The organism is Allostella sp. (assembly GCF_041913585.1).
In the GTDB taxonomy this organism is placed as follows: Bacteria; Pseudomonadota; Alphaproteobacteria; order ATCC43930; family Allostellaceae; genus Allostella.
In genome coordinates this window covers 1-12,796 of the sequence record NZ_JAYSFE010000125.1, presented here as the reverse complement: position 1 = coordinate 12,796, position 12,796 = coordinate 1, and the positions used below count along the sequence as shown (strand labels likewise).

Sequence of the window (12,796 nt, the reverse complement as noted above, 5' to 3'; positions counted from 1 at the left end):
ACGCGAAGCTGGGGTTCGAGCTGTTCGGCGAGATCGAGGACTTTCCGCCCCCGCACCGCCGGCTCTTCCTGAAGAAGCGCCTGTAGCGGGCCGGGACGCCACCGACCTGGGAGACGAACCATGCCGCATCTCGAACGCCGCCCGTGGGTCCCGGAGCCTTGCGAGGCGCTCGTCCAGCGCCTCGCCGCCGGGGTGGCGGCACCGTCGGCCGCCGTGGCGGACCGGGTCGAGGCGCTGATCCGGCGCAACGCCCCGATCCACGACGACGAGTGCGTCAACCTCCACCCGGCGGCCAACGTCATGAACCCGCGGGCCGAGGCCGCACTCGCCCGCGGCCTCGGCAGCCGGCCGTCGCTGGGATATCCTGGCGACAAGTACGAGATGGGGCTGGAGGCGATCGAGGAGATCGAGGTCATCGCGGCCGAATTGGCGGCCGAGATCTTCCAGGCGCGCTTCGCCGAGATCCGCGTCGGCTCCGGCGCGCTCGCCAACCTCTACGGCTTCATGGCGCTGGCGCGGCCGGGCGACGCCATCATCGCGCCGCCGCCGGCCATCGGCGGCCACGTCACCCACCACGCGGCCGGTTGCGCCGGGCTCTACGGCCTCACGACGCACGCGATGCCGATCGATGCCGGCCGCTATACCGTCGACCTCGCGGGCCTCCGCGACCTCGCCCGGACGGTGCGGCCGAAGATCATCACCGTCGGCGGCAGCCTCAACCTCGTGCCCCATCCGGTCGCCGAAATCCGCGCCATCGCCGACGCGGTCGGCGCCCACGTCCTCTTCGACGCCGCCCACCAGTGCGGCCTGATCGCCGGCGGCGCCTGGCCGAACCCGCTCGCCGCCGGCGCCCACCTGATGACGATGAGCACCTACAAGAGCCTGGGCGGGCCGGCCGGCGGCCTCGTCGTCACCAGCGACCCAGCCATCGCCGAGCGCCTCGACCGCATCGCCTTTCCCGGCATGACCGCCAATTTCGACGCCGCCAAGGCCGCCGCCCTGGCGATCACGCTGCTCGACTGGCGCGACCACGGCCGGGCCTACGCCGCGGCGATGGTCGAACTCGCAGCGGCGCTCGCCGAGGCGCTCCGCCGCGAGGGTCTGCCGGTCTTCGCGGCGGACGGCGGCGGCACCCGCAGCCATCAGTTCGCCCTCGAGGCGGCCGCCTTCGGCGGCGGCCAGGCGGCATCGAAGACCCTGCGGGAGGCCGGCTTCCTCGCCTCCGGCATCGGCCTGCCGGTCGCCCCGGTGCCGGGCGATCTCAACGGCCTGCGGCTCGGCACGCCCGAGCTCGTCCGCCGCGGCGTGACCCCGGCCGACGCGCCTCGCCTCGCCCGGCTCGTCGCCGAGGCCCTGCGCGCGAACGACCCCGCGGCGGTGGCGCCGCGCACGGCCGCCCTGCGGCGGACCTTCACCGGCGTCCGCTACGTCAACGCATAGACGGCGCCCGCCTTCCTGTCCCGGCACCTGCGCCCTATCTCCCTGGCGATGACGAGGAGGGGAGGCCGGGTGCGGCGGAACGGCGGGGCGGGCGGGCTGATCGGGCTCCTGGCGCTGGCGCTGGGGCTCTTCGGATGCACGGCGCTGGCGCCGCCGGAGACGACGGTGGCGGCGCGGCTGGCCGCCCTGCCGGCGCGCGGGCTGGCACTGGAGCGGCCGGTGGCGATCCGCTGGAACGACCATCTCGTGCCCTGGATCGAGGCGGAGACGGACGGCGACCTCGCCTTCGCGCTGGGGCTGGTCCACGGGCACCTGCGGGGCGCGCAGATCCAGCTCCTGCGCCTCGTCGCGCGCGGGCGGCTGTCGGAGGTGGCGGGACCCTTCACCACCGACATCGACCATTCGCTGCGCATCCTCGACTTCGGCCGCGCGGCGCCCGAGGTGGTGCGGCGCTGGCCCGAGGAGACGCGGACCTTCGTCGCGCGCTTCGTCGACGGCCTCAACCATTCCGTCCGCCACGGCCCGCGGCCGCCGGAGGCGGGGCTGCTCGGCCTCGACCGCGAGCCCTTCACCGCCGAGGACCTGGTGGCGATCGGCCGGCTGGCCGGCACCGACATCAACTGGCTCGCCTATTTCTCGCTGCTGGCCGAGCGCGGGCGGCCCGATTTCGCCCGCCTCTGGCAGCGCACGCTCCAGGCCGGCGCCGGCCAGTCGCGCCTGGAGGGCGGCGGCCAGGCGGCGCTGCTGGGCGACATCCTCTCGGGCGCCAGCCGGTCGGGCAGCAACAGCATGGCGGTCGCGGCCCGGCGGTCGGCGACGGGCGGCGCCCTGATGGCGAACGACCCGCATCTCGGCCTCAACCTGCCCAACCTGTGGCTCGTCGCCGGCCTGCGCGCGCCGTCGTTCCACGCCGTCGGCATGATGGTGCCGGGCCTGCCCTTCCTCGCCATCGGCCGCAGCCCCAACATCGCCTGGGGCGGCACCAACCTGCGCGCCGCCGCCTCCGACCTCTTCGACGTCGCGGCCCTGCCGGCGACCGAGGTCCGGACGACCGAGGTCCGGATCGCCCGCCGGCTGTGGCCGGACGCGACGCGGACGGTGCGGACCACGCCCTTCGGCCCGATCGTCACCGACAGCCCGCTGGTGCCGGAGCAGCCCGGTCCGCTGGCGCTGCGCTGGGTCGGCCACGAACCGACCGACGAGATCACCGCGCTGCTCCGCGCGGCCCGCGCCCGCGACGTCGCGGAGTTCCGCGACGCCTTCGCCGGCTTCGGCGTCTCGCCGCAGAACATGCTGGTCGCCGACCGCGCGGGCAGCATCGCCCATCTCTATGCCGCCACCCTGCCCGACCGGCCGGGCCCGCCGCCGGACGGGCCGGTGCTGGATGCGGCCGACCCGGCCGCCACCCGCCCCTGGGTACGGCTGCGCGACGCGCGCGACCTGCCGTTCACCCGCGATCCCGAGGACGGCGTGCTCGCCTCGGCCAACGACCGGCCGCCGCCCGAGGCCGGCACGCTCGGCTGGTTCTTCTCCGACGACGACCGGGTGCGGCGGCTCCGCGTCCGCCTCGCGGCGGTGCCGAGGCTGGCGCCGGCCGACCTCGCCCTGATCCAGGCGGACACGCGCTCCGAGAAGGCGGCGGCACTCGCCGCCCGGCTGCTCGACCGTATCGACCGCCTGCCGGGCGGCCCGCCGGAGCCGGCCTTCCTGGCGCCCTTGCGCGGCTGGGACGGCGACTATCGCGCCGAGGCGCGCGCCCCCGTCGTCTTCGAGTTCCTGCTCGCCCGCCTCGTCCCGGCGGTCCGCGCGGCCGGCGGCCGGGAGGCGAACGGCAACCCGCGCGGCCCGGAGTCCGGCTGGAACTTCCTGACGGCGTTCGCCCTCGCCGACCTCGACGCCCTGCCGGCGGAGCGCTCGGGCCCGCTCCTGCGTGCGGCCGTCGCGGCGGCGGCCCAGGCGGCCGCCCCCTACCCCGCCTGGGGCGACGTCCACCGGCTCCGCGCCGCCCACTGGCTGGTCAACCTGCCCGTGGTCGGCGGGCGCTTCGTCGCCGGGCGCTGGCCGGTCGGCGGCTCGCGCGAGACGCCGATGAAGACCAGCCACGGCCTGGTCGACGGACCGCACGACGCGACCTTCGGGTCGATGGCGCGCCACGTCTCCGACATGGCCGACCCCGACGCCAACTGGTTCACCCTCTTCGGCGGGCAGGACGGCTGGCTCGGCAGCCCGGCCTATGCCGACCAGATCGCCCTGTGGCGCACGGGGCGCGCGATCCGGGTGCCGCTCCAGGCGGCCACCGTGGCGGCGGAGTTCCCGCACCGCACCCGCCTGGAGCCTGCCTTGCGGGCGGCCGCCCCGGGGATATAGAAAGGCCCGGCCATGGCCAAGGACCCGACCCCGACCCCCACCCCGCCGGCCGACGCCGACGTCGCCCGCCTCAGCTTCGAGGAAGCGCTCGCCGAACTGGAGAAGATCGTCCGCCAGCTCGAGGGCGGCCAGGGCGGCCTGGAGCAGGCGATCGACGCCTACCAGCGCGGCGTCCTGCTGAAGCGCCATTGCGAGCGCAAGCTGGCGGAGGCGCAGGCGAAGATCGAGCAGATCGCGATCGGCCCGGACGGGACCGTGACCGCGGAGCCGATGAAGCTTGCTTGAGCCGCTGCTGCAGGAGCCGTCGCTCGACGGTGCGCTGAAGACGGTCGGCGCCGCCGTCGACGCGATGCTGGACCGGCTGCTGCCGGCGACGCCGGGCCCGGAGGCGCCGGTCGTCGAGGCGATGCGCTACGCCGCGCTCGGCGGCGGCAAGCGGCTGCGCCCGTTCCTTGCCGTCGTCTCGGCCCACCAGTTCACCGTCGGCCGCATCCCGGCGCTCCGGGTCGCCGCCGCCATCGAGATGATCCACGCCTATTCGCTGGTTCATGACGACCTGCCGGCGATGGACGATTCCGACCTCCGCCGCGGCCGGCCGGCGGTCCACAAGGCGTTCGACGAGGCGACGGCGATCCTCGCCGGCGACGGGCTGCTGACCCGTGCCTTCGGGGTGCTGGCCGAGGAGGCGACCCATTCCGACCCGGCGGTGCGCTGCGAACTGGTGCGCTGGGCGGCCGAGGCGGCCGGCAGCCAGGGCATGGTCGGCGGCCAGATGATCGACCTCCTGGCCGAGAAGCAGACGCTCGACATCGGCGCCATCACCCGGCTCCAGCGCATGAAGACGGGCGAGATGATCGCCTTCGCCTGCGAGGCGGGCGCGATCCTCGGCAAGGCGGCGGCCGAGCCGCGACTGGCGCTCAAGGCCTATGCCCACGATCTCGGCCTCGCCTTCCAGATCGTCGACGACCTGCTCGACGCCGAGGGTAGCGAGGCGGAGACCGGCAAGAACGTCGGCCGCGATGCGGAACGCGGCAAGGCGACGTTCGTTTCGATCCTCGGCGCCGCGCGCGCGCGGGCGCAGGCGGCGATGCTCTCCGACCAGGCGATCCGCCATCTCGAGCCGTTCGACGACCGCGCCCGCCTGCTGCGCGAGGTCGCCCGCTTCGTCCTCGAGCGGCGGTCCTGACGGGGTTGCCCCCCGGGACCGGGGGGCGCATTGTTCGCCTTTGGGAAACCGCATCTTGAACACGCACAGCAAGACCCCCCTGCTCGACGCCGTCCATGTCCCGGCCGACCTGCGTCGCCTGCCGGAATCGGCGCTGCGCCAGCTCGCCGACGAGTTGCGCCAGGAGACGATCGAGGCGGTGTCGATCACCGGCGGGCATCTCGGCGCCGGGCTCGGCGTGGTCGAGCTGACGGTCGCCATCCACTATCTCTTCGACACGCCGCGCGACCGGCTGATCTGGGACGTCGGCCACCAGGCCTACCCGCACAAGATCCTGACCGGCCGGCGCGACCGCATCCGCACGCTGCGCCAGGGCGGCGGCCTCTCCGGCTTCACCCGCCGCAGCGAGAGCGAGTACGACCCGTTCGGCGCCGCCCACAGCTCGACCTCGATCTCGGCCGGCCTCGGCATGGCGGTCGCCCGCGACCTCAAGGGGGAGGACCGCCGGGTGGTCGCCGTCATCGGCGACGGCGCGATGAGCGCCGGCATGGCCTACGAGGCGCTCAACAACGCCGGCTCGTCCAAGTCGCGCCTCGTCGTCATCCTCAACGACAACGACATGTCGATCGCGCCGCCGGCCGGCGCCATGAGCGCCTACCTGTCGCGCCTCATCTCCTCCAAGCCCTACCGCTCGCTGCGCGACCTCGCCAAGGACATGGTCCGCCACCTGCCGCGGCCGCTGGAGGAGGCGGCGCGGCTGGCCGAGGGCTATGCCCGCGGCCTGGTCGGCGGCGGCACGCTCTTCGAGGAACTGGGCTTCTACTATGTCGGCCCGATCGACGGGCACAACCTGGAGCACCTCGTCCCGGTGCTCCGCAACGTGCGCGACGCCGCCGAGGCGGGCCCGGTTCTGGTCCATGTCGTGACCGAGAAGGGCCGCGGCTACCCGCCGGCCGAGCGCGCGCCCGACAAGTACCACGGGGTCGTCCGCTTCGACGTCGTCACCGGCGCCCAGGCCAAGCCCAAGTCGACGACGCCGAGCTACACCCGGGTCTTCGCCGACGCGCTGGCGGCCGAAGCCGAGGCCGACGAGCGCATCGTCGCCATCACTGCCGCCATGCCGTCCGGCACCGGCCTCGACCGCTTCGCCGAGCGCTTCCCGACCCGCACCTTCGATGTCGGCATCGCCGAGCAGCACGCCGTCACCTTCGCCGCCGGCATGGCGACCGAGGGCATGAAGCCCTTTGCCGCCATCTATTCGACATTCCTGCAGCGCGCCTACGACCAGGTGGTCCACGACGTCGCCATCCAGCGCCTGCCGGTGCGCTTCGCCATCGACCGCGCCGGCCTGGTCGGCGCCGACGGCGCCACCCATGCCGGCTCCTTCGACGTCGGCTACCTCGCCTCGCTCCCCGACTTCGTCGTCATGGCGGCGGCGGACGAACTCGAACTGGTCCACATGGTCGCCACCTGCGCCGCCATCGACGACCGGCCGTCGGCGGTGCGCTACCCGCGCGGCGACGGCATCGGGCTCGAGCTGCCGGCCCGCGGCACGCCGCTGGCGATCGGACAGGGCCGGGTCCTGCGCGAGGGCACGACCGTCGCCATCCTCAGCTTCGGCGCCCGGCTGCAGGAATGCCTGAAGGCGGCCCAGGAACTGGCCGGGTTCGGCGTGTCGGCGACCGTCGCCGACGCCCGCTTCGCCAAGCCGCTGGACACTCGCCTCGTCCGCCGGCTGGCGGCCGAGCACGAGGTCCTGCTCACCATCGAGGAGGGCGCGATCGGCGGCTTCGGCACCCAGGTGCTGCATTTCCTCGCCCGCGAGGGGCTGCTCGACCAGGGGCTCAAGGTGCGGCCGATGACCCTGCCCGACCGCTTCATCGACCACGACACGCCGGCCCGGCAGTACGACGAGGCCGGGCTCAATGCCCGCCACGTCGTCGCGACCGCGCTCGCCGCCCTCGGCCGCAACGACGTCGCCCGGCCGGCCACCGCCTGACGGGCGGCCGGAGATTCGTCGCGACATGGCCCGGGCCGGCGGCGAGCGGCTCGACACGGTGCTGGTCGCCCGCGGCCTCGCCGACAGCCGCGAGCGCGCCCAGGCGCTGATCCTGGCGGGCCGCGTCTATTCCGGCGAACGGCGGCTCGACAAGCCCGGCACGCGCATCCTGGCCGACCTCGCGCTCGAGGTCCGCGGCGGCGACCTGCCATGGGTGTCGCGCGGCGGCCTGAAGCTCGCCGGCGCCCTCGACCGGTTCGCGATCGACCCGTCCGGCATGGTGGCGCTCGACGTCGGCGCCTCGACGGGCGGCTTCACCGACGTCCTGCTCGCCCGCGGCGCGGCGCGCGTCTATGCCGTCGATGTCGGCCATGGGCAGCTCGCCTGGAAGCTGCGCCAGGACGCCCGCGTCGTCGTGCTGGAGCGGGTCAATGCCCGCCACCTGACCGCCGAACAGGTTCCCGAGCCGGTCGACATCGTCGTCTGCGACGCCAGCTTCATCGGCCTGGAGACCGTGCTGCCGACGCCGCTCGCCTTCGCGCGCGCCGGCGCCTGGCTGGTGGCGCTCATCAAGCCGCAGTTCGAGGTCGGGCGCGGCCGGGTCGGCAAGGGCGGGATCGTGCGCGATCCCGAACTGCACCGCGAGGTCTGCGAGCGCATCCGCGCCTGGGTCGACGGGCTGCCGGGATGGCGGACGGTGGGCATCGCCGAGAGCCCGATCCACGGCGCCGACGGCAATGTCGAGTTCCTGATCGCGGCCCGCTTCGATCCGGCGCCGGACGCCCGATGACGGACCGCCGATGACGGGCGAGGCGACGGTCGAGGTGACCGTGACGGGCCTCGGCGCCGGCGGCGACGGGCTGGCTGCCGCGCCGGACGGCGGCCGCCTCTACATCCCCTGTGCGGCGCCCGGCGACCGGCTGCAGGTGGCGCCGGGGGAGAAGGCCGGCGACGGCCGCCGCGCCCGCGTCGTCGCCCGGCTGGCCGACGGCCCCGATCGCGCCGCGCCGGCCTGCCGGCATTTCGGCGATTGCGGCGGCTGCGCCCTGCAGCACCTGGCCGACCCCGCCTATCGCGACTGGAAGCGCGGCCGCGTCGTCGAGGCGCTGCGCCGCCAGGGGCTCGACCCGGGCACGGTCGAGGCGCTGGTGCCCGCCGTCGCCGGCGACCGCAGGCGCATCCGCCTCGCCGCCCGGCCGGCCGGCGGCCGCCTCGTCCTCGGCTTCAACGCCGCCCACAGCCATCGCATCGTCGAGATCGCGGAGTGCCCGGTCGCCGCGCCGGCGCTGGTGCGGCTGCTGCCGCTCGTCCGCGACCGGCTCGCGCCGCTGTGGCCGCGGGGACAGGCGGGCGACGTCGCCCTCACCCTGACCGACGGCGGTGCCGACCTGCTGCTGATCGTGGCGGGCACCTTCACGCCTGCCGCCCGCACCGGCCTCGCCCGCCTCGCCGAGGACCTCGATCTGGCGCGGGTGGCGATCGCGCCCGACGACCGCACGGTGGCGGAGCCGGTGGCGATCCGCCGCGCCGCGACCGTGCGCTTCGGGCCCGCCGCCGTGGCGGTGCCGCCGGGCGGCTTCCTCCAGGCCGGCATCGCCGCCGAGCGCGCGCTGGTCGACCGGGTCCTGGCGGCGGTCCCCGACGGCGCCGTCGTCGGCGACCTCCATGCCGGCAGCGGTACCTTCGCGCTGGCGCTGGCGCCCCGGGCGAAGCGGGTCTTCGCCTTCGACCGCGACGGGCCGGCGCTCGACGCGCTCGTCGCGGCGGCCCGGTCGGCCGGGCTCGGCGCGAAGGTCCAGGCCGAGCGCCGCGACCTCGACCGCCGGCCGCTGACGGCGCGCGAGGTCCGGTCCTGGACAGCGGCGGTGCTCGCCCCGCCGCGCGCCGGCGCGCTCGGGCAGGCGGCGGCGATCGCCGCTTCGGCGGTCCCGCTCGTCCTCTACGTCTCGTGCAATCCCGTCAGCTTCGCACGCGATGCCGCGGCGCTGGCTGCGGCCGGTCTCGGGCTCGAGCGGGTCACCCCGGTCGACCAGTTTCTGTGGTCGCCGCATGTCGAGCTGGTGGCGGTTTTCCGCCGCTCCGCCTAAGTTCGGCTGCCCTTTCCGCCCGCCATTCCCGAAACCGGGGGTCGATCCCTTCCATGACGACGAACGCCGCATTCTCCGTCGCCCGTGCCGCCGGACGAGTCCCGACCGACCGGCCCTTCGGGAAGGACATGGCGAACAACGCCTTCCTCAGCGCCTACCTCGCCACCACCCGCCACGAGGACCTCTATCTCTACGCGCCCACGGCGGGCACGGCGGAGAAGTACCGGGAGGTGCTGGCGACCCTGACGACGCGGCGCTTCAAGACCCACTTCCTGTCGCTCAACGAACTGTCGCGCCTGGGCGAGCCGGGCTGCCTCATGCATCTCGACCCGCATCTCGGCCGCGACGCCTGGGACCGGCGGCGGATCGGCCAGCGCAGCTACAGCATCGCCGCCCTCATCCACACCATGGCCGGCCCCTTCAACCTCGACACCCACATGGAGACCGTGTTCGGGCCGGTGCAGAGCTGGGACGCGCTGATCTGCACCTCGCGGGCGGTGAAGCGGACGGTCGAGCTGGTGTTCGAGCGCTGGCACGCCTATCTCGCCGACCGCTTCGGGGCGACGCGCCAGCCGGTGCCGCAGCTGCCGATCCTGCCGCTCGGCGTCGACGTCGCGAAGTTCCGCCGGACCGAGCAGCGCGCGGCCGCCGGCCGCGCCTGGCGCCACAAGCTCGGGATCGCCGACGACGCGCTGGCGGTGCTCTATCTCGGCCGCCTCTCCTATGTCGAGAAGGCGCACCCGACCCCGATGTTCATCGCGCTCGAGCAGGCGGCGCGCCTCAGCGGGCGCAAGATGCACGCGATCCTCGCCGGCTGGTTTCCGATGCCCGAGCACGAGGAGGCGTTCCGCGAGGCGGCGAAGCTCTATGCCCCGTCGATCGGCCTCAGCATCGTCGACGGCCGCAGCGAGCCGGCCAAGACCGAGATCTGGCATGCCGCCGACGCCTTCGCCTCGCTCGTCGACAACATCCAGGAGACGTTCGGCCTGGCGCCCGTCGAGGCGATGGCGGCGGGGCTGCCGGTCGTCGTCTCGGACTGGGACGGCTATCGCGACACCGTGGTCGACGGCGAGAACGGCTTCCGCATCCCGACCTACGCGCCGCCGGCCGGCGCGGGCGGCCTGCTGCCGCTCGGCAATGCCGGGCTCAACGAGAGCTTCCAGCGCTATGTCGGTGCGACGGCGCTGATGACGGCGGTCGACATCCCGAAGGCGGCCGCCGCCTTCGCCGCGCTCGCCGTGCAGCCGGACCTCCGGCAGCGGATGGCGGAGTCCGCCGCCCGCCGCGCCCGCGAGGTGTTCGACTGGCCGGTGGTGATGGAACTCTACCGCGAGCTCTGGACCGAACTCGCCCGGCGCCGCGCCGTCGATGCCGAGAACGCGCCGCGCCGCGACGGCCACGCCGCCGAGCCGCGGGCGGAGGACCCGTTCCGGATCTACGGCCACTTCGCCACCCGGCAGCTCTCGCCCGAGATCGTCGTCGGCCTGCCGCCGGCCGGCCACGGCGTGGCGGTGCCGGCGATCGCCAAGTCGGCGCTCAACAACCTCGCCGACCGGCATTTCCTGCGCCCGGCCGAGCAGCAGGCGATCCTCGAGCGACTGGCCCAGGGTCCGCAGCCGGTCGCCGTCCTGATGACGGCGGTGCCCGACATCCGCCGCGCCGCCGCCTATCGCTGGCTCGGCCATCTCCTGAAGTTCGACGCCATCCGCATCGCCGACTGACGGCGCCCGCCGCCGCCGGCCGCCCGTCGCCCCGGGTGGGGGGAGGAGACCGCCATGGACCGCTTCCGCGTCGCGCTCAGCGGCGACTTCCGACGGCCGGATGGCAGCCCGGCCTATCCCATGTTCGACCTCGGCCCGCTGGCGGCCGACCCGCGGGTCGAGATCGTCCATGTCGACCCGGTCGACGGGCACATGCCGGCCGAGCGGCTGGCCGGCATCGACGCACTGATCCTGCTGGTGCCGCGCTTCGACGCCCGCAGCATCCCGGCCGACGGCCGCCTCGCCCTCGTCGCCCGCTTCGGCGTCGGCTACGACAGCGTCGACGTCGGCGCCTGCACCGCCGCCGGGATCGGCGTCGCCATCACGCCGGACGGCGTCCGCCGGCCGGTCGCGGTCGCCATCGTCACCTACATGCTGGCGCTGGCCGGCCGGCTCATGGTCAAGGACCGCATCGTCCGCGCCGGCCCCGCCGCCTGGCCGCAGCGCAACGACCACATGGGGCTCGGCCTCACCACCCGGACCTTCGGGCAGCTGGGCGTCGGCAATATCGGGCTGGAGGCGCTGCGGCTGCTGCAGCCCTTCGGCATGCGTCTGATCGCCCACGACCCCTATGTCGATCCGGCCGCCGCCGAGGCGCTGGGCGTCGAGATGGTCGGCATCGACCGCCTGTTCCGCGAGGCCGACTTCCTGTCGGTCTCGGTGCCGCTCAACGCCGAAACGCGCGGCATCGTCGACGCGGACCGCCTGCGCGCCATGAAGCCGACCGCCTTCCTCATCAACACCGCCCGCGGCCCGGTCGTCGACCAGGCGGCGCTGACCCGCGCCCTGACGGAGGGATGGATCGCCGGCGCCGGCATCGACGTCTTCGAGGTCGAGCCCTGCCCGGCCGACGAAGCCCTCCTCGCGCTCGACAACGTCATCCTGTCGCCGCACTCGCTGTGCTGGACCGACGAATGCTTCGCCGGGATCGGTGCCGCCGACGTCCGCGCGGTGACGGCGGTCAAGGCGGGCCGGGTGCCCGCCGGCCTCGTCGACCGGCGGGTCCTCGACAATCCCCTCTGGCAGCAGCGCCTGGCGGCACTGGGGCGCCGCTTCGGATAGGCCGGCTCCGGCTCAGGCACCGCCCGGCGGCGGGTCGAAGCAGCGGATCGGCGGCAGGTTGCCGGCGAAGCGCTCGACCTCGACGCAGGTCAGCTGGCCGGTGCAGCCCTGGGCGAGGCGCGAGGTGCCGACGTCGCGCGTCAGCACGTTGGGATTGCCGTGGACGCAGAGCGGGTTGTCCTCGTCCGGATCGGCCGGGTCGTACCAGGCGCCGGTCGCGAGCTGGACGACGCCCGGCCGCACGTCCGGGCTCAGCACGGCACCGGCGAGGCACTGGCCGCGGTCGTTGAAGAGCCGCACGACGTCGCCGCCGGCAATGCCGCGGGCGGCCGCGTCGTCGGGATGGATGCGCACGGGCTCGCGCCCGCGCACCTTGGAGGACTGGCTGCAGCCGCCGAAATCGAGCTGGCTGTGGAGCCGCGTCGCCGGCTGGTTGGCGACGATCTGCAGCGGCCAGCGCGCCAGCGCCTCGGACCCGACGCCGTCGGTCGGCGCCATCCAGGTCGGGTGGCCGGGGCAGTCGGGATAGGCGAAGCCGGCGATCGTCTCGGAGAAGATCTCGATCCGGCCGGACGGGGTCGGCAGCGGATGGGCGTCCGGGTCCTGGCGGAAGGCGGCGGTCGGGCCGCCGTCCTCGGGCTGGGTGGGAAGGGCGAGTTCGCCCGCGGCCCAGAACTGGTCGAAGTCGGGCGCCGAACCGGTCCTGGCGAGGATCGCCTGCCGCGTCGGCTCGTAGAGATGGCGCAGCCATTCCGCCGCCGTCCGCGCCTCGGTGAAGGCGGGGCCGATGCCGAGGCGGCGGGCGAGGTCGGCGAAGATCGCATGGTCGTCGCGCGCCTCGGCGAAGGGCTCCAGGACCTTCTTCATCGCCACCATGTTGGCGTCGAAGGCGGCGGCACCGATGTCGTCGCGCTCG

At 74.7% G+C, this 12,796-nt stretch carries 10 protein-coding genes; 9 read left to right on the top strand and 1 reads right to left on the bottom strand.

The genetic code is table 11. The annotated features are described in order from the left end of the window. The first annotated feature begins 120 nt into the window (after nt 1-120). From glyA to ACE3Q3_RS19375, 9 genes are all read left to right on the top strand, one after another. On the top strand, nt 121-1,440 hold the full coding sequence (glyA, locus tag ACE3Q3_RS19415; RefSeq protein WP_374448894.1) for a serine hydroxymethyltransferase: 1,320 nt from the start codon (nt 121-123) through the stop codon (nt 1,438-1,440). 69 nt (nt 1,441-1,509) lie between these two features. Next, complete coding sequence (locus tag ACE3Q3_RS19410; RefSeq protein ID WP_374448893.1) at nt 1,510-3,807, top strand: penicillin acylase family protein; 2,298 nt, start codon at nt 1,510-1,512, stop codon at nt 3,805-3,807. Nucleotides 3,808-3,819: 12 nt separating this feature from the next. After that, nucleotides 3,820-4,092, top strand: coding sequence for an exodeoxyribonuclease VII small subunit (locus tag ACE3Q3_RS19405; RefSeq protein ID WP_374448892.1), 273 nt, complete (start codon nt 3,820-3,822; stop codon nt 4,090-4,092). A 64-nt stretch (nt 4,093-4,156) separates the two neighbouring features. Next, nucleotides 4,157-4,993 carry a polyprenyl synthetase family protein gene (locus tag ACE3Q3_RS19400; protein WP_374448895.1) on the top strand — a complete coding sequence of 279 codons (837 nt, stop codon included), beginning with the start codon at nt 4,157-4,159 and terminating at the stop codon, nt 4,991-4,993. 55 nt (nt 4,994-5,048) lie between these two features. Next, nucleotides 5,049-6,971, top strand: coding sequence for a 1-deoxy-D-xylulose-5-phosphate synthase (gene dxs, locus ACE3Q3_RS19395; protein ID WP_374448891.1), 1,923 nt, complete (start codon nt 5,049-5,051; stop codon nt 6,969-6,971). Between the two features lie 25 nt (nt 6,972-6,996). Further along, nucleotides 6,997-7,761, top strand: coding sequence for a TlyA family RNA methyltransferase (locus ACE3Q3_RS19390; protein ID WP_374448890.1), 765 nt, complete (start codon nt 6,997-6,999; stop codon nt 7,759-7,761). A 10-nt stretch (nt 7,762-7,771) separates the two neighbouring features. Further along, nucleotides 7,772-9,058 carry a class I SAM-dependent RNA methyltransferase gene (locus ACE3Q3_RS19385; RefSeq protein WP_374448889.1) on the top strand — a complete coding sequence of 429 codons (1,287 nt, stop codon included), beginning with the start codon at nt 7,772-7,774 and terminating at the stop codon, nt 9,056-9,058. Nucleotides 9,059-9,111: 53 nt separating this feature from the next. Beyond that, nucleotides 9,112-10,779 carry a glycosyltransferase family 4 protein gene (locus tag ACE3Q3_RS19380; protein WP_374448888.1) on the top strand — a complete coding sequence of 556 codons (1,668 nt, stop codon included), beginning with the start codon at nt 9,112-9,114 and terminating at the stop codon, nt 10,777-10,779. Nucleotides 10,780-10,833: 54 nt separating this feature from the next. Then, nucleotides 10,834-11,880 carry an NAD(P)-dependent oxidoreductase gene (locus tag ACE3Q3_RS19375; protein ID WP_374448887.1) on the top strand — a complete coding sequence of 349 codons (1,047 nt, stop codon included), beginning with the start codon at nt 10,834-10,836 and terminating at the stop codon, nt 11,878-11,880. A gap of 12 nt (nt 11,881-11,892) precedes the next feature. Here the strand turns inward: ACE3Q3_RS19375 and ACE3Q3_RS19370 are convergent. Continuing rightward, the coding region (locus ACE3Q3_RS19370) for a molybdopterin dinucleotide binding domain-containing protein (protein ID WP_374448886.1) at nt 11,893-12,796 on the bottom strand (904 nt) is incomplete at its 5' end.